General features: G+C 28.7%; 19 protein-coding genes. 14 read left to right on the plus strand and 5 right to left on the minus strand.

The window, feature by feature from the left end; translation table 11 throughout:
• The first annotated feature begins 130 nt into the window (after positions 1 to 130).
• The 7 genes from FDT66_RS00540 to FDT66_RS00565 all read left to right on the plus strand — a co-directional run bounded on the left by FDT66_RS00540 (position 131) and on the right by FDT66_RS00565 (position 6031).
• A complete protein-coding gene (locus FDT66_RS00540) occupies positions 131 to 1339 on the plus strand; it encodes an aminotransferase class I/II-fold pyridoxal phosphate-dependent enzyme (RefSeq protein WP_138534199.1) in 1209 nt (402 codons plus the stop codon).
• Position 1340: 1 nt separating this feature from the next.
• Positions 1341 to 2399: a fatty acid desaturase family protein gene (locus tag FDT66_RS00545; RefSeq protein WP_138534200.1), complete on the plus strand. Its 1059-nt coding sequence runs from the start codon at positions 1341 to 1343 to the stop codon at positions 2397 to 2399.
• Positions 2400 to 2736: 337 nt separating this feature from the next.
• The gene (locus tag FDT66_RS00550) at positions 2737 to 2988 is read left to right on the plus strand and encodes a hypothetical protein (protein ID WP_138534201.1); all 252 of its coding nucleotides are present in this window, start codon (positions 2737 to 2739) and stop codon (positions 2986 to 2988) included.
• A 149-nt stretch (positions 2989 to 3137) separates the two neighbouring features.
• Positions 3138 to 3779 (plus strand): DUF4159 domain-containing protein, encoded by a 642-nt coding sequence (locus tag FDT66_RS00555; protein WP_138534202.1) that lies wholly within the window; start codon positions 3138 to 3140, stop codon positions 3777 to 3779.
• The gene (locus FDT66_RS13960; protein WP_171032284.1) at positions 3780 to 3917 is read left to right on the plus strand and encodes a hypothetical protein; all 138 of its coding nucleotides are present in this window, start codon (positions 3780 to 3782) and stop codon (positions 3915 to 3917) included.
• Positions 3918 to 4012: 95 nt separating this feature from the next.
• Positions 4013 to 4945: a bile acid:sodium symporter family protein gene (locus FDT66_RS00560; RefSeq protein ID WP_138534203.1), complete on the plus strand. Its 933-nt coding sequence runs from the start codon at positions 4013 to 4015 to the stop codon at positions 4943 to 4945.
• Between the two features lie 3 nt (positions 4946 to 4948).
• Positions 4949 to 6031, plus strand: coding sequence for a lysophospholipid acyltransferase family protein (locus tag FDT66_RS00565; protein WP_138534204.1), 1083 nt, complete (start codon positions 4949 to 4951; stop codon positions 6029 to 6031).
• A gap of 79 nt (positions 6032 to 6110) precedes the next feature.
• Here FDT66_RS00565 and FDT66_RS00570 read toward each other — a convergent pair whose 3' ends face one another.
• The 4 genes from FDT66_RS00570 to FDT66_RS00585 form a co-directional block, all read right to left on the minus strand.
• Positions 6111 to 9032 carry a glycoside hydrolase family 3 N-terminal domain-containing protein gene (locus tag FDT66_RS00570; protein WP_138534205.1) on the minus strand — a complete coding sequence of 974 codons (2922 nt, stop codon included), beginning with the start codon at positions 9030 to 9032 and terminating at the stop codon, positions 6111 to 6113.
• Between the two features lie 152 nt (positions 9033 to 9184).
• The gene (locus tag FDT66_RS00575) at positions 9185 to 9670 is read right to left on the minus strand and encodes an ABC transporter ATPase (RefSeq protein ID WP_138534206.1); all 486 of its coding nucleotides are present in this window, start codon (positions 9668 to 9670) and stop codon (positions 9185 to 9187) included.
• A gap of 76 nt (positions 9671 to 9746) precedes the next feature.
• Positions 9747 to 10574 carry a 3'-5' exonuclease gene (locus FDT66_RS00580; protein WP_138534207.1) on the minus strand — a complete coding sequence of 276 codons (828 nt, stop codon included), beginning with the start codon at positions 10572 to 10574 and terminating at the stop codon, positions 9747 to 9749.
• A 144-nt stretch (positions 10575 to 10718) separates the two neighbouring features.
• Complete coding sequence (locus FDT66_RS00585; RefSeq protein ID WP_138534208.1) at positions 10719 to 11573, minus strand: PPK2 family polyphosphate kinase; 855 nt, start codon at positions 11571 to 11573, stop codon at positions 10719 to 10721.
• 168 nt (positions 11574 to 11741) lie between these two features.
• Here FDT66_RS00585 and FDT66_RS00590 point away from each other — a divergent pair, with 168 nt between their 5' ends.
• The gene (locus FDT66_RS00590) at positions 11742 to 12527 is read left to right on the plus strand and encodes an MBL fold metallo-hydrolase (protein WP_138534209.1); all 786 of its coding nucleotides are present in this window, start codon (positions 11742 to 11744) and stop codon (positions 12525 to 12527) included.
• Positions 12528 to 12550: 23 nt separating this feature from the next.
• Positions 12551 to 13072 carry a superoxide dismutase family protein gene (locus tag FDT66_RS00595; protein WP_138534210.1) on the plus strand — a complete coding sequence of 174 codons (522 nt, stop codon included), beginning with the start codon at positions 12551 to 12553 and terminating at the stop codon, positions 13070 to 13072.
• 85 nt (positions 13073 to 13157) lie between these two features.
• On the opposite strand, the gene FDT66_RS00600 is transcribed toward FDT66_RS00595, so the two are convergent.
• Positions 13158 to 14528, minus strand: a complete 1371-nt coding sequence (locus FDT66_RS00600) for a tetratricopeptide repeat protein (protein ID WP_138534211.1) — start codon at positions 14526 to 14528, stop codon at positions 13158 to 13160.
• A 191-nt stretch (positions 14529 to 14719) separates the two neighbouring features.
• Here FDT66_RS00600 and pyrR point away from each other — a divergent pair, with 191 nt between their 5' ends.
• The 5 genes from pyrR to FDT66_RS00625 all read left to right on the plus strand — a co-directional run bounded on the left by pyrR (position 14720) and on the right by FDT66_RS00625 (position 17864).
• The gene (gene pyrR, locus FDT66_RS00605; RefSeq protein ID WP_138534212.1) at positions 14720 to 15259 is read left to right on the plus strand and encodes a bifunctional pyr operon transcriptional regulator/uracil phosphoribosyltransferase PyrR; all 540 of its coding nucleotides are present in this window, start codon (positions 14720 to 14722) and stop codon (positions 15257 to 15259) included.
• Positions 15260 to 15344: 85 nt separating this feature from the next.
• Positions 15345 to 16274 carry an aspartate carbamoyltransferase catalytic subunit gene (locus FDT66_RS00610; RefSeq protein ID WP_138534213.1) on the plus strand — a complete coding sequence of 310 codons (930 nt, stop codon included), beginning with the start codon at positions 15345 to 15347 and terminating at the stop codon, positions 16272 to 16274.
• A 1-nt stretch (position 16275) separates the two neighbouring features.
• A complete protein-coding gene (locus FDT66_RS00615) occupies positions 16276 to 16608 on the plus strand; it encodes a hypothetical protein (protein ID WP_138534214.1) in 333 nt (110 codons plus the stop codon).
• A gap of 9 nt (positions 16609 to 16617) precedes the next feature.
• On the plus strand, positions 16618 to 16947 hold the full coding sequence (locus tag FDT66_RS00620) for a T9SS type A sorting domain-containing protein (RefSeq protein WP_138534215.1): 330 nt from the start codon (positions 16618 to 16620) through the stop codon (positions 16945 to 16947).
• Positions 16944 to 17864, plus strand: coding sequence for a ribonuclease Z (locus FDT66_RS00625; protein WP_138534216.1), 921 nt, complete (start codon positions 16944 to 16946; stop codon positions 17862 to 17864). Before FDT66_RS00620 ends, FDT66_RS00625 begins: the two co-directional genes overlap by 4 nt.
• The last annotated feature ends 1 nt before the right edge of the window (position 17865 follow it).

The following is a 17865-nucleotide window of genomic DNA, read 5'->3' on the forward strand; positions in this document are numbered from 1 at the left end:
TAGTCCAGAATTTCACAAATGAGTCCAGAATTTCACAAATAAGTCCAGAATTTTCTAAAAACGAGAAATTCTGGACTCTTTTTTTTACCTAACGATTAGTTTAGCAAAGAACTCAAAAAGATAATTCGAAATGGATGTATTCAATAAATTTAAAATATCTAAAGGGCCAATTGGAGATTTTCAAAAAATAGTTGAGGGTAAATGCGCTTTCCCAAAATTTTCAGGAACAATATCTAATAAAATCAAATTTAATAATGAAAAAGTAATTACCTGGAGTTATAATAACTATTTAGGTATTGCAGGTTCCAAAGAATTAAAAATGATAGATACAAACTCTCAAAAAAAATGGGGAATGACTTTTCCTATGGGTTCTAGAATGATGACTGGAGATACATTATTACATGAAAAATTTGAAAACAATTTTGCAAAGTTTGTAAACAAAGAAAGTGCATTGTTATTAAATTTTGGTTATCAAGGAATGTTATCAATAATAGATACTCTTCTTGATAAAAATGATGTTGTTATTTCGGATGAACAATGTCATGCTTGTATAATTGACGGAATAAGGTTACATAAAGGGAAACATTTTATTTTTAAACATAACGATATTTCAGACCTAGAAGAAAAGTTAATTTTAGCTACAAAACATATTAATATTTCTAAAGGTGGAATTTTAGTAATTACTGAAGGTGTTTTTAGTATGTCTGGAGCTCAAGGTAAATTAAAAGAAATTTGTAAATTAAAAACAAAATATAATTTTAGATTTTTGGTAGATGATGCCCATGGTTTTGGCGTTCTTGGTATTAATGGTTCTGGAACTTTATCTGAGCAAAAAATCCAGAACAAAGTAGATTTATATTTTACAACCTTCACAAAATCTATGGCTTCTTTTGGTGCTGTTATAGCTGGTGAATCTTACCTAATAAACTATTTTAAGTACAATTTAAGGTCACAAATTTTTTCTAAATCTTTGCCAATGCCAGTTGTAAATGGATTGATTGAACGTTTAAAAATTATAAGAAAAGCAAATAGCAATAGACTAAGGTTATTTAAAATAACAGCGGAGTTACAGCATGAATTATTAAAACGCAAGCTCATTTCTAAAAATATTAAATCGCCAATTACTCCTGTTGTTTTAAAAATGAGTTCAAAAAAAGCTATGGAACTACAAGCAGAAATGGTTCGTGACTACAAAATATATTGTTCTATAATTATTTACCCTGTTGTTCCAAAAAATACTGTAATATTTAGACTAACTCCTACAAGTTTACATACCTCAAATGATATTGAAAAAACTCTATTAGCATTTGATATTCTTTTTCCTAAATACGTGCAATAACATGAAAAACAAAATTAGTTTTCCTAAAGAAAAAGATGCATTTTTAAGAACTTTAAATAAAAATGTTGAAGATTATTTTAAAATAGAAAACAAGAAAAAATATGGTAACATGATAATTATTAAAAGATACTTAATTCTTAAAACTTGTATCATTATTTGTTACTTAATAATCTTATTATCTAAAAATGTATTTTTATCATTTGCCTTATTTGCTTTATTAGGCCCACTTTTTATTATTCTATTACTTAATGTTTCTCATGATGCAATTCATGGAATTGCACATTCAAATAAAAAAATAAATACTTATTTAAAATTTCAAATGGATTTATTTGGTGCAAATTCTTATGCATGGAAAAAAAGACATAAAAAAGGACATCATGCTTTTCCTAACATTTTAAATAAAGATCCAGATTTAAAACAAACTGTCATAGTAAAAATTTTTCCTAATGCAAATAAGCTATCTTTTCATAAATATCAACATATTTATGTTCCAATACTTTATTCTTTTTACACCATAAACTGGGTATTCGTAAGAGATTTTAAAGATTTTTTTACAAAATCTTTAATTGGTAAAATTCCTTCAAAAGAATTTTTGAAGTTCTTTATTTGTAAATTATTATATGTGATTATTTTTTTTGTTATACCTATAAGATATAGCTTTTTATCTTTCAGTGAAGTTTTATTGACAAATATACTTATGCACATTTTTGCAAGCTATTTTTTAACAATAGCATTAGTTCCTTCTCATGTTTCAGAAAAATCTATTTTTCCACTACCCAACAATGAAGGTTTAATGCCATATTCTTGGTCAGATCACCAAGTAATAACAACAAGTGATTTTGCCACAAAGAATAAAATTACAACTTGGTTATTAGGTGGTTTTAATCATCATATTACTCATCACCTATTTCCTTCAGTTTCTCATATTCATTATTTTGAATTAACTCCAATAGTAAAAGCGGCTATAGTCAAATTTGAACTACCATACACTCATGTAAATAGTCTTTTTGAAGCCTATAAGTCTCATTATAAACTCTTAAAAAAGAACGGAAGTGAATAAACTAAATCTCTCAAAAGAAGATAAAAAGTTTTATGTAAATTTAATTACAGAAAGGTTTCTATCAAACCCAAGAATGATTTTGTTTTTTGAAAACAAAAACAAAGAAAAGTATTTTAGGAATGTAAAAAACCTAGTGAAATACTGCTTCAATTTGGCTTCAAAACTAAACGGATTATACATTTCAAAAAATAAAAAAACGATTGTATTGTTCTACGAAAAAAAGCTTTTTAAGCAAAGTTTTAAAGATTATATCAGATACCTACAAATTCTTTCAAACATTAAACTCAAAAAAATAATTACAATTCTAAGAAATGAAAAAAGAATTAAAAATAGTAGAATGAAAATTGATAATTATATTTATGTATGGTTTATTGCGCAAGAAAAAAACTATGGGAAATTAGATGGTTTAATAGAAATAAATAAAATACTCATAAATTATTCAAACAAAAAAAACTTACCAATTCTTTTAGAAACCTCAAACATAGAGGTTTTAAATTTATATAAAAGAGCAGGTTTTAGAATATATAAGACAAAAAAAAGTAATGGAGAAATTCTATATTTTTTTACTAATAAATTAATTACTGAATAATAAAAGGTAATGGCTGTATAATGTACAGAGTAAAATACTTGAAAAAGAGAATGTAAATTCCGAAAAACGTCATTAAATTTTTTAATGGCGTTTTTTAATACTCAAATTCTATTTTATTATCTTGCTTCAAATTCTATTGAGAATAATTTATGAAGCAAATTCTAAGTATTTTTTTTACTTTTTTATTTTTTACAATAAATGCGCAAGATGTTGCGATTTTAAAATACAATGGTGGTGGAGATTGGTACTCCAACCCTACTGCAATTCCTAATTTGGTGGACTTTGCCAATACAAACATTAAAACTAATATTTCTAAAAATCCGCAAACGGTAGAAGTTGGTAGTCAAGATATTTTTAACTTTCCAATGGTTTTTATGACTGGTCATGGAAATGTATATTTTTCTGATGATGAAGCCGAAAACCTAAGAAACTACTTAATTTCTGGGGGCTTTTTGCACATTTCCGACAATTATGGTTTGGATAAATTTATTAGAGCCGAATTAAAAAAAGTTTTTCCAACATTAGAGTTTCAAGAAATTCCTAGCAATCATCCTATTTATAACCAGACTTTTAAATTTCCAAAGGGAATTCCGAAAATTCACGAACATGACAAAAAACCAGCTCAAGGTTTTGGTATTTTCTACGAAGGAAGGTTAATCGTTTTTTATGATTACGAAACCGATTTAAGTGATGGTTGGGAAGATGAAATTATACACAACAACCCTAAAAGTGTTCGAGAAAAAGCCCTAAAAATGGGTGCGAATATTATTGAATTTGCTTTTAAGAATTAGTTGGAAGTTGGGAGTTGGGAGTTTGAAGGTGGAAGATGGAAATTAGAAGCTGGAAGTTGGGAGTTTGAAGTTGGGAGATGGGAGTTTGGAGCTGTTAGTAAAAAATTAAATGAAAAGATAAATGTTATTTCGAAATGAGCTTTTTAAAGCGATTAAGAATCCTCAACTTTGAAACTTTGAAACTTTGAAACCTTGAAACCTTGAAACCTTGAAACCTTGAAACTTAAAAAAACATGCAAAACCAAATAGATATAGACTCCATAAAAATAAACTTCGATTCTAGTGGTTTGTGGGTTTTAAATATTGCGATTGCCATAATTATGTTTGGTGTGGCTTTAGGAATTTCTGTAGAGGATTTTAAAAGGTTGATAAAAAATCCTAAAATTTTATTTGTTGGAGTTTTATCTCAATTTATATTATTACCCGCATTTACTTTTTTAGCAATTTTAATTATAAAACCCCACCCAAGTTTTGCTTTAGGAATGATGATGATTGCAGCATGCCCTGGAGGAAATGTATCTAATTTTTTCAGTAAAATGGCTGGTGGAAATGCAGCATTATCTGTAAGTTTAACTGCTTTTGCCACATTAATTTGCATTTTTATGACGCCTTTTAATTTGCAATTTTGGGGAAGTATGTATGCACCAACAAATGAAATTTTAAAAACGGTAGAACTAAATTGGGTAGATTTATTAAAACTCGTTTCTTTAATTTTAGGAATTCCACTATTTTTTGGAATGTTGATAAAACATTACCATTCAGAAATGGCAGATAAAATAGAAAAGGTTTTAAAACCATTATCTATGTTGGTTTTTATTGCATTAATTTTTATTGCTTTTTCTCAAAATTTAGATGTTTTTGTAAATCATATACATCATGTAATTTTCTTGGTTATCTTTCACAACATTTTTGCTTTTATATTAGGCTTTTTTACTGCAAAATCTTTTAGGCTAAATAAAAAAGATACCAAAACAATTGCTATGGAAACAGGAATTCAAAATGGTGGTTTAGGCCTGTTGTTGATTTTTGGCTTTTTTGATGGTTTGGGCGGAATGGCTTTACTAGCAGCTTTTTGGGGTATTTGGGACGTTTTCTCAGGAATTCTTTTAGCTACTTATTGGGGTAGAAAAAGTGTTCAGACAACTCAAATTAAACAAAACGTATAATTTATGATTCAGAAAATTTGGTTCAGACTAGTTTGGTGTTATATAAAATTAGGATTGTTTTTTTACACAAAAAAAATTACAGTTTTAGGGCGTAAAAATATTCCTAAAAAAGGAGCGGTTTTATTTGCTGTGAATCATCCAAATGGACTGATAGATCCTTTATTTGTAACCACAACAAACACAAGGCAAAATCATTTTTTAGTAAGAGCTGCATCTTTTAAGAAACCTTGGGTTAAAAAAATTTTAGAGTCTTTATATTTAATGCCTATATACAGAATTCGTGATGGTATTCAGCAGTTGGCAAACAATCAAGAAATTTTTAATAAATGTCATACTATTTTAAATAAAGGAGAAACTTTAATGATTTTTCCTGAAGGAAGTCATGATAAAAAAAGAAGCATAAGACCTTTAAGCAAAGGTTTTACAAGAATTGTTTCTGGCGCACTAGAAAAATATCCGAATATAGATATTCAAGTGGTTCCTGTAGGAATAACCTATCAACATATTTCTGATTATCCTGCAAAAGTTTGTATAAATTATGGAAAACCAATTGCAACAAGATCAATTTTTGAAGCAAATACTTCTGCAAAATCAATTAATATTTTAAAAGCAGAAGTTACTGAACAACTAAAAAAATTGGCTGTACACATTCCTGATGATGAAAACTACGAAGCTACTTTACAAAAATTAAATAATGCTCAAGTAGATTTTACAGAGGTAAATAAAGTAAATGCGATGATTGAAAATAAGGTGTTTCCTGCTGAAAAACCACCGAAAAAAAACTACTTACAACCACTGCTATATTTAATTATTTTAAACAGTTTTGTTCCTTTTTTAATATGGAAAAAAGCTGAAAAAAAAATTGATGAAATTGAGTTTTTAGATACGTTTCAATTTAGTTTAAATTATGCAGCTTGTTCTATCTTTTATTGTTTACAGGCATATATAATTAGTCTTTTTTACGGAGATTTAATTGGTTTTTTCTACTTAACAGTTGCTGCTTTTTTAATTGTAGTTTACACGAAACTTGCTCCTACAAATGCAAAAAAGCATAAAGAATTAGCGGAAGTTAGCAAACAAGTTTAGCCCTGATTGAATGGCATGTTTGAGCTCTTTTTTATTTTATTTCAAAATAAAAAAAGCGAGTAATGAAAGCAGGAAACAGCTACTCATTTATAATGGCATCTTGTATTGCTTGCTGAATTTTTGTACGCATATTGCTTTTTATTAAGCCTTTATTATCCATATGCGGAAAAACTCTGTTAGATAAAAATACATATACAATTTGACTTTCTGGATCTGCCCAAGTATAGGTTCCTGTAAAACCAGAATGCCCAAAACTTGTATCGGAAACACAACCACAGGTTGCTTTTACATCTGGATTTAGCTGGGGTTTGTCAAAGCCTAAACCTCTACGAACTTTTTTATCAGCGTAATAACGTGTGTTAAATTTATTTATAGTTTCTGGTTTTAAATAACGTTTTCCGCCATAAAAACCTTTCTGCAAGTACATTTGCATAATTTTACCAACATCGTTTGCGTTTGCAAATAAACCTGCATGACCTGCAACACCACCTAACATTGCTGCGCCCATATCATGAACATATCCTTGTAAAAGTTGGTTTCTGTAATAATCGTCTATTTCTGTAGGAACAATATCATTTCTGGTAAATTTTTCTAAAGGTAAATATGTGGTTCTGTCTGCTCCTAAAGATTGATAAAAAGTTTCATCTACCAATTTATCTAATGGTTTTTCGTATTTTACTTCTAAAGCTTCTTTAAATAAATAATATCCTAAATCACTATATTTATACCCTTCTCTTTCTCTTTGGTCTGCATTTTTTATGTATTTGTATATGCTATCTTTATAACTTTTGGTGATAAATAGTTTTTCGGCAACTTTTATTTGAAATTTGTTTGTTTTTTTATTACTGTAAAATGTTGGTAAATTTTCACCTGTTATACTATCTTGTGTATCAACATAAAAAGGTATCCACGCTTTTAAACGACCGTAATGAGATAAAATTTCTTTTACAGTTATGGTTTCTTTATTTGAATTTGCAAAACTTGGTAAAATGTCTCGTAAACTTGCTGTTAAAGGAATTTTCTGTTCTTCTTCAGCTTTCATAATTAACGGTAAGGATGCTAAAATTTTTGTTAGTGAAGCTAAATCATACAAATCAGAGTTTTTCACCTGAAATGTTTTTTCATAAGTATGATATCCATAGCTTTTTTGCAATACAACTTTGCCTTTTCTAGCGACAAAAACCTGAAAACCAGGTGCCATTTTTTCTTTTAAAATTGTATCGGCAAATTGGTCTATTAATGCTAACTTTTTTGAAGATAATCCTACCTCTTCAGGAATCGTATATTCAAATCGACTTAATTTATTGGTAATTAAGCCATGATTTACCTTAAAATTCTCACCAATTGACACTGGTAATTTTCCTTTGGCATCAAAAGCACCAAATAATAATTGTGCTGATAGTTCTTGTGAAAGTTTACTATTTTGATACGAAACTACAATACCTTTTATATTGGTAAAACTTTTTAATTGCAACAAACTATAAGGACTTGTGAATACATTTAAAATAATTTCTTTTTGACGTGCAATTTCCTGTAACCAAACCAACTCTTTGTTGGTAAACTTATAACTTTTCCAAGGATGATCATTCGATTTATGAAAACCTACAATAACAAGGTTATAAGGCTTTAGTTTTTTTGATAAATTAGCTAAATTCAAATCTGAAACCACATCTACTTTTGTATAATTTTTCAACATATTTACAAACGCATCGTTTTCAGCATCACCCAACTTTACATATGCAATTTTTCTATTTTCCAAATTTGTAACAGGTATATTTCCTTTTTCATTTTTAACTATTGTAATGGCATTTTTAATTAACTTTCTATGCAATAATTCATCTTCAACTGCATTTAAATCTTCATGAATATGTTCTTCTTCAATTGGTTTGTAGTTATTTAAACCTGCCCAATATTTAGCTTTTAAAATTTTTCTGACAGAAAAATCTATACGCTCTTCTGTAAGTGTGTTTAATTCTAGTGCCTTTTTAAATAAAGCTATGGATGCTGGAACGTTTTGCGGAATTAACAACAAATCGTTTCCTGCTTGTATGGCTGCCAAATCTATCTCTGCTGAAGTTGCGTAGTTGGTTGCACCTTTCATGTTTAAACCATCAGTGATAATTAATCCGTTAAAGCCCATTTCTTGTTGCAGCAATTTTGTTACTACATTATTAGAAAGTGAAGTTGGTAAACTAGTATTTGGCTCTAAACTTGGTATGTTCAAATGCGCAGTCATAACACTTGCTACACCTGCATCAAAAATTTTTCTGTAAGGATATAATTCTATGGAATCTAAACGCGCTTTATCAAAATTTAAAACTGGTAAAGTGTGATGAGAGTCAGATGCTGTATCTCCATGTCCTGGAAAATGTTTCGCATTTGCCATAACTCCATAACTTTGCATTCCTTTTGTAAAAGCTATTGCTTTTTCTGTAACGTTTTCTTTACTTTCTCCAAAAGAACGGTTTCCTATAATCGGGTTTGCAGGATTTACATTTACATCTACAACTGGTGCAAAATTTACGTGAATACCTAATCGTTTACAGTGTTTACCAACTTGCGCTCCAAATTCTTGAATTAAAGAATCGTTACGAATTGCTCCTAAAGTCATGTTCCAAGGAAATTTATAGGTATTGTCTAAACGCATATTCAAACCCCATTCTCCATCAAAACCAATTAAAAGTGGAACTTTAGCAGCTTCTTGATATTTATTGTTTAGTGCTGCTTGCTTTTCTGGAGTTCCTTGCATAAAAATTAAACTACCCACATGATATTTTTCAATCATTTCTGTAATAAAATCTTCATGTTTTTTATCTAAATTAGAATAAGCTTGCACCATAAATAACTGACCAATTTTCTCATCAATCGACATATTTTTTAAAATACTATCCACCCAAATATTCTGTGCTTCCACATCTTTTGCTAAAAGTGGATCTACAGTTTGTGCGTTTGCATACGATACAAATAATGTAAATAATAAAAGTGCTAACTTTTTTTTCATTCTTTTTTAAATATTTTTTTTGATGTATTTTTTGGGCGTTTTAACAGGCTTTCGCTACTCGCTTTTCGCTAAAAAGCGAAAGAGCTCAAACAAACCGCTCAATCCTTAACGCAACTTATTTATAGACTATTTTTATAATTTAAAATCAATAGTTATACCAAAAAACGTTTGTGCCAACTTTCTTTTGCTGGAACTTCCCAATTATTTTCAAAATCTTCTTTAGAGTTAACCATATTATTAAAAACGATGGTTTCTGAAGTTATTTTCTTTTCTTTTGCAAATTGCTGAAAATCAGACAACTTTACCAAATTAATATGTTCATTATTTTTAAAAGTAACATTCATTTTATTCATTAAATCTACTTTTAATTCTTTTTCTAATTGTTGCACAAATCGTACAGAACTATCAATAGAACAACCAGAAACATTGTTAAAACTCTCATCTACTGCCAATACCAAAAACTGATTGTACTTTATCGTAAACGAACCTTTTAAATCGTCTCCATGACGCGTCCATTGATTGATAAAATCTTCTGCCTTTTTTGAAATTATTGCAATTTCATCTGCTGTAAACTCTCTATCTGATTGATAAATCCAAACTCTAGAGTTATTTGGTAAATTTTTATATTCTGTAAACATATTCTTAGCTATTTTAGATTGTTCTCTTTTTAGGTAATTTGGTTTTTACAAACCTTTTTTCTAAAAATCTTAAAATCTATCTTAAATTAAACTTTTGTTGCAAAGCTTGTAATTTATCTGCATCAGACATAGTATCTTTTGGTGCAGACATTCTTTCTTTTATTTCTTTTAAAACTTTTTTGGTGTACAAAGGGAAATCTGCATTTTGTATCCAATTATTATAGCCAGGGTTTTCTTTAAAAACTTCTTCTACAGTTCGTCCTTTGTATTTTCCAAATGAAAAAATTTCTTGTTTTTGTTCGTTCATTAAAATAAAACCAGCAAAATCTGCCCTTTCTCCATGTGTAGAAAATTCGCTTAACGCATCTACGGAGTTTTCAATGTCGTCGTATTTTTCTAACTGAGCTAACAAAATTTCATAGGTTGCGTTGGTATCTGCTTCTGCTCCATGAGCCCCCTCTAATTCTTTTCCGCAGTAAAATTGATATCCAGCACTTAATGTTCTTTGTTCTTTTTTATGAAAAATCACCTGTACATCAATTGCTTTTCTATTTTTCATATCAAAATCAATTCCTGCACGCATTAGTTCTTCCGCTAATAAAGGAATATCAAATCTATTTGAATTGAAACCAGCTAAATCACAACCTTCAATCATTTCACTTACTTTTGGAGCCAATTCTTTAAAAGTAGGTTCTGTTACTACTTTTTCGTTTGTAATTCCATGAACATCTGTTGCGCCTTGAGGAATTTCAATTTCAGGATTTACCAACCAGGTTTTGCTTTCTTTATTTCCATTTGGAAATACTTTTAAAATTGCAATTTCTACAATTCTATCTGTGGCAATATTTACACCTGTTGTTTCTAAATCGAAAAATACGATTGGTTTTTCTAGTTTTAAATTCAAAATTTAATATTTAAGGTTTTGCTCAACTTTGAATTTTCAATTCAAAATTTTGAACTTTTTATGTTTATTCGTTATTTAACCCCTCGACTGAGCTCGAGGAGACAAACATTTGTCAGTTCGAGCGCAGTCGAGAACAGTTTTGTTCTATTCGTTATTTAGTTGTTCTTTAAATTCGTCTATTCTGTCAGCTACTTTTTTTGACAACACAGGCTCTTTAAAGTCATATTTTTCTAATTCATTTACCAAAATTTCTGCAAAAATTAATCTTGCAGAAGGTTTATCGTCTGCTGGAACAATAAACCAAGGAGCGTTTTCTTTAGATGTTCTATTTAAAACATCTTCATAACAAAATTGATACTTACTCCACAACTTGCGCTCTTTTAAATCGCCTTCAGAAAATTTCCAGTTTTTATGAGGCAAATTTAGCCTTCTTAACAACCTGTTTTTTTGTTCTTCTTTAGATAAGTGTAAAAAGAATTTTAACACGATAGTTCCACTTTTTACTAAATGATTTTCAAATTGATTGATTCTTTCCATTCTGTCATGGTAAAAATCATCATTAATATCATTAACAGTTTTTATATTCGGAATATTTTCACTCAAAATATATTCTGGATGAACTCTAGTAACCAACACGTTTTCATAATGTGTTCTATTAAATACACCCAATTTACCTTTTGCAGGTAAGGCAATGTAATGCCTCCACATAAAATCATGTTGCAGTTCCAGTTCTGTTGGTACTTTAAAACTGTGCACCACTACTCCACGCGCATTTACATCTTTAAAAACTTCACGAATTAAACTATCCTTTCCAGAAGTATCCATACCTTGTATACAAATTAAAGCACCATATTTACCTTCTGCATACATGGTGTTTTGAATTTTACTTAACTTTTTTCGAAGTTTTTTTAATTGTTTTTCGGCATTTTCAATTACTTCTTCAGTACTAATGTTCTGTAATTTTATTTTTTGAGAAACCCTATATTTTTCTAAATTCATTATGAAGATAATTAATTTTTAAAGATAAAAAAAATATCGTTTTGCAAGGTAAAATAAGCATTGTTTAACATAACATTTTTCTTTTAAAAAAAAGTTTTAAAGTTATGTTAACACAATAGTTGTTTTCTAATTTTTATCTTTGAGATAACTAACTAAATGGCAACTTTTATGAAAAAAATATTTTTTACAAATATTATTTTAATCCTTCTTATATCTGTTTCTTGTAAAAACAAAAAAGAAACTAAAAATAATACCGAAACAATAGCCGTTTCTGAAAAACAGAGCGATACTTCAGTAAAAATAACACCTATTTCTCATGCAACTGCTGTTATTTCTTTTGATGAAACTATTATTTATTTAGATCCTACAAGTGGCAAAGAGGCATTTGCAAATTTTGAAAAACCAACATACGTTTTAATTACTGATATTCATGGCGATCACATGAATTTAAGTACATTAAAGGAACTAAATTTAACAGAAACTAAAGTTATTGCTCCTAAAGCAGTTATTGATAAAATTTCAGACTTATCTGCCAAAGAATTTATAACCCTGAATAATGGTGAAAAAAAAAGCATGAGTAATTTTGCAATTGAAGCAATACCAATGTACAATTTACGTAAAGAAGCTTTAAAGTTTCATGAAAAAGGAAGAGGAAATGGTTATATACTATCAGTAAATAATGAGCGCATTTATTTTTCTGGAGACACAGAAGATATTCCTGAAATGAGAAATTTAAAAAATATAGATAAAGCTTTTGTTTGCATGAATTTGCCATATACAATGACTGTAGAAAGTGCTGCTGATGCTGTTTTGGCATTTGAACCAAAACAAGTTTTTCCTTATCATTATAGAGGTACAGGAGGTTTAAGTGATGTAGATAAATTCAAACGCTTAGTAAATGAAAAAAATAATTCTATTGAAGTGATTCAATGGAATTGGTATCCAAAAAAATAACAACTATCAAAAACTAAATAATTATGAAAATTTTAAAAAAAATTAGTCTTTTAGTATTTGCAATTACAACCTTAAGTTCTTGTGATTCAGATACTAAAATTGCAAAAGCAACGATTGAAGCAAAAAGTGGAAGCAATGTTTCTGGAACTGTAACTTTTACAGAAGTGAATGGAACAGTAACTATGAAAGCAGAACTTTCTGGACTTTCTGAAGGAAATCACGCAATTCATATTCATGCAATTGGAGATTGTTCTGCTCCAGATGGAACTTCTGCTGGTGGACATTGGAACCCAACTGATAAAAACCATGGAAAATGGATGCAAGAGCCTTTTCATATTGGAGACATTGGAAACTTAGTTGTTGGTGCAGATGGAAAAGGAACTATTGAAAGAGAAACTGATTTATGGTCTGTTGGTGGAGAAGATGCTAACAAAAACGTAGTTGGACATGCAATAATTATTCATGAAGGTCCTGACGATTTTAGCTCACAGCCTTCTGGTGCTGCAGGACCAAGAATTGGTTGTGGCGAAATTATTAGAAAATAAAACTATCTTTAAAAATAAAAAACCGAGCTTAGTGCTCGGTTTTTTATTTTTAAAAGTTTTTTGCTTTATATATTTTATTTACATATTACTCAGTTGCTTTTTTAAAGTTTTTAAGCAGACTTTTAATTTTCTTTTTTTCAGATACAGTTGGAAAAAGTTCTTTTAATATGTAATTATAGTCATAATCTATCTTTAAACCATTAATTAAATGACTAAAGCCGTGTTTTTCTTTATTAAACAAATAAAATAAACCTGCTAACCTGTACTCTACTTCCGCAAAATTTTTAAATATTTTTTGAGCCTGTAAAACAATTTGAAAAGCTTCGTCAAATTCACCTAAGAAAATTAAAACATCAACTAAACCTATATAAATTTCTAAAGAGTTATCATTCAGTTTTAAACATTCCTTAAAACCCGTAACTGCTTCTTCAAAAAAACTTAACTTCAAATTTATTTCAGCATAATGCTTCCAATGTAAAGAGTTATCATCATCAATTTTTAAGGCTTTTGAAATATAATAAGTTGCTTTTTGGTAATTTTCTTTTTCGTAATATAGGTTCGCAAGCAAAACCCAACCTTTGTCCAATAAAGGATCTTCGTGAACTGCTTTTTTGTAATAAGAAATAGCAGCATCGAACTTGCCTAATTTTTCATAACACTCTCCAACTCTTGTATAAACATATGCTGTTGGATCATCCAATTCTATCGTAATTAAATAATTATCAATAGCATCTTCAAAATTACCCAATTGTTCTAAAGTTTTAGCTTTTTCTAAATAACCACCAATAAAAGATTCATCAATTAAAACTGCATAATCAAATGACGTAAGCGCTTCTTTGTACATTTTTAAAATAAAATATTGCCTTCCTAACTGATGCCAAGCGACTTCGCAATACGGGTTTGCATTTATATATATATTTAAATAATCGATTGCCATTTCATGTTGTTGTTCCATATCAAAACAATACACAATGTTATAAAGTGCAGAATAATCTTCAAAATCTACATCAATACATTTTGCGAAGTTTAAACGAGCATTTTCAAAATCATCTAAATACAAGTATTCCATTCCTATTAAAGACCATACATCTAACTTATCATCAGTCAAATCAAGTGCTTTTTGTAACTGAATTATGGCTTGTTTATGTGCTCCTTTTTTAGAAGCTATGGCTGCTTTTTGTATAAAAACCTCATCGTTATTGGGTGCAACCATTTCAATTCTTTTCAAAAGTTTAGAAGCTTCATCAAATTCATTATCACACAAATGCAATTCTACTTTTAATAATTTTAAATCTATTGAAGCTGGGTGTTGTTCTAATCCAAGTTTTATAGCTTTTTTTGCTAAAGCGATTTTGCCAACATCTAAATAGTGAATAATAATTTCTTCAAATTCAACCAAATCGAAAAAGAAAACACTATTGGTTTTAAGCATGGATTCAAATTTTAATAAAGACATAATTAAGATATTTGAATGAATACTTAAAGGTACTATAAGTCTTAAGAAACCTTGGGTGTTAAAACAATTGTTTTTAACAATTTAATTAACAACAAATCTGTTTTAATTAATGGTATTTAAATTTTGTGTATAGATATATTTACGTTAATTTTGATTTTCGATAACTATCAAACTAAACTGGTAGCATTCTTATGAGCAGAAAAACCTTATTAAACTCAAAAGATATTGAAATTATTCTTCATAGATTGGCTTGCCAGCTAATTGAAAATCATAATGATTTTTCTAATACAGTTTTAGTAGGATTACAACCAAGAGGTACATTTTTAGCCAACAGGTTAACAAATTTGCTAAAAACGGAATATGCTATAAAAGATTTAAAATTAGGCCTTTTAGATATTACTTTTTACAGAGATGATTTCCGCAGAAAAAGCAAACCTTTGGCTGCAGAAACTAATGAAATGAACTTTTTAATTGAAGATAAAAAAGTAGTAATTATTGATGATGTTTTATTTTCTGGAAGAAGTATTAGGGCAGCTTTAACCGCTTTACAATCTTATGGAAGACCTGAAAATATAGAATTATTAGTATTAATTGATAGACGTTTTAGCAGGCATTTACCTATACAGCCTAATTATAGAGGAAGACAAGTTGATGCTATAAATGAAGAGAAGGTTTTAGTAACTTGGAATGAAACTCATAAAAAAGATGCTGTTTACATAGAGTCTCTATAAATTTTAGGAGTATTAATATTGATAAAAGACTATACTGTAAAAAAATAAAGTAATAAAAAAGAATATTTAATTTAAAAAAAATAAGGTGTCAGAATTAAGTGTAGAACATTTATTGGGTATTAAATATCTGAAACCTAATGATATTGATGTTATTTTTAAAACTGCAGATCATTTTAAAGAGGTTATAAACAGACCTATTAAAAAAGTACCTTCATTAAGAGATATTACCATTGCCAACTTATTTTTCGAAAACAGTACAAGAACAAAACTTAGTTTTGAACTTGCAGAAAAAAGACTCTCTGCAGACGTTATTAATTTTTCAGCAGGCCAATCTTCCGTAAAAAAAGGAGAAACTTTAATTGATACTGTAAACAATATTTTATCTATGAAAGTAGATATTGTAGTAATGCGTCATGGAAATGTTGGTGCTGGGGTTTTCTTATCAAAACATGTGAATGCAAAAATTATAAATGCTGGAGATGGCACACATGAACACCCTACACAAGCCTTATTAGACTCCTACTCTATAAGAGAAAAATTAGGTTCTGTAAAAGGAAAAAAAATAGTAATTGTTGGTGATATTTTACACTCTAGAGTAGCATTATCAAATATTTTTGCGCTACAATTACAAGGTGCAAAAGTAAAAGTTTGCGGCCCAACAACCTTAATTCCAAAATACATTACAAATTTAGGGGTAGAAGTTGAAACCAACCTAAAAAAAGCATTAGAATGGTGTGATGTAGCCAATGTTTTACGTGTACAACATGAAAGAATGGACATTAAGTATTTTCCATCTACAAGAGAATACACACAACTTTTTGGAATAAATAAAGAAATTTTAGACAACCTTGGCAAGAAAATTGTGATCATGCATCCAGGTCCAATAAACAGAGGTGTAGAAATTACAAGTGATGTTGCAGATTCAGATCAATCCATCATTTTAAATCAAGTGGAAAATGGAGTGGCTGTAAGAATGGCTGTTATTTATTTATTGGCGCAACAAATAAAAAGATAAAATGCAATTCGATAAAAAAGAAAATTACACGTATGTTTCTTCAGACGAAAATTCTTTTCAAGAATTTTATAATACATTTATAAAACAAGAAAAAGAGTTTAAAAAAGAACATGTAATCGTTCATATTTCTAATGAAATAAGCGTTTCTACTGAAGATTTTTTATTATTTTTGAAAGTAGCAGAGCAAAAAAATGAAAATGGTACATCTTTTGTAATAATAAATACAGTAGTAAATGTTGATGATTTTCCAGAAAACTTAAATATTGTACCCACATTACAAGAGGCAGAAGATATTTTAGAAATGGAAAATATTGAACGAGAATTAGGATTTTAAAAAATAATTATGATAAAAAAAATACTTTTCATTTTATTATTAAGTGTTTCTTTTATTGGTTTTTCACAGCAAAAAGTAGAAAAATCGATAGAAAATTTATCAGCTGCCCCAAATCCATTCACAAATTCAACAAAAATCACTTTTAAATCTAAAAAAGCGTCAACTATTTATTTTAGCGTTAAAAATGTTTTAGGAAAAACAGTTTTTAAAAAAACTTACAAAACAAAAAAGGGCAACAATAGTATTGATTTTCATAAAGACGATTTAGCTACAGGAATGTACATTTATAGTATTCAAGACCAAAAGAAAGTAATTTCTAAACGTTTTGTTATTAAATGAGTATAAAGCTAACCATTTTAGGTTGTCACTCTGCAACTCCACGTGTTAACGCATTTCCAACTTCACAATATTTAGAAATAAATAATTGTCATTTTTTAATAGATTGTGGTGAAGGCACACAACGTCAAATGCGAAAATACAAAGTTGGATTTTCTAAAATTAACCATATTTTTATTTCACACTTACATGGTGACCATTTTTATGGTTTAGTAGGTCTATTATCTACATATGGAATTTTAAGTAGGGAAAAAGACATGCACATTTATGGTCCAAAAGGTATTAAAAAAGCTACTTTATTAATGTTGAAAATTTCGGAATCTCACGCGAAATTCAACATGATATTTCATGAATTATCATCAAATGAAAGTGAACTTATTTTTGAAAATGATAAAGTTACTGTAAGCACAATTCCCTTAAATCATAGGGTATACACAAACGGATATTTATTTAAAGAGAAAGAAAAACCCAGAAAATTAAACATGCTAAACATTTCTGGATATCCAGAAATTGACAAAGCTGATTATTTAAACATAAAAGCTGGTAAAGATGTGACTTTGGCTTCTGGTGAAATCATTAAAAATGATGTTTTGACCAAAAACCCACCAAAACCATTAAGCTATGCTTTTTGTAGTGATACCTCTTACAAACCAGATATTGTAACTATTGTAAAAAATGCAGATATACTATATCACGAAGCTACCTTTTTATCAGACAGACAAGATTTAGCAAAAAAAACAAAACATAGTACCACACTTGAGGCTGCTCAAATAGCTAAAGATGCTAATGTAAATAAATTAATTATTGGTCATTATTCTGGAAGGTATAAGGATATAAATTTATTTCAAAAAGAAGCTGAAACTATTTTTGAAAACGTTTTTTTAGCAAATCCTGGAGAAGTTTTTACTGCAAATAGTTAAT

Source organism: Polaribacter aestuariivivens, assembly GCF_005885675.1.
GTDB lineage: Bacteria > Bacteroidota > Bacteroidia > Flavobacteriales > Flavobacteriaceae > Polaribacter > Polaribacter aestuariivivens.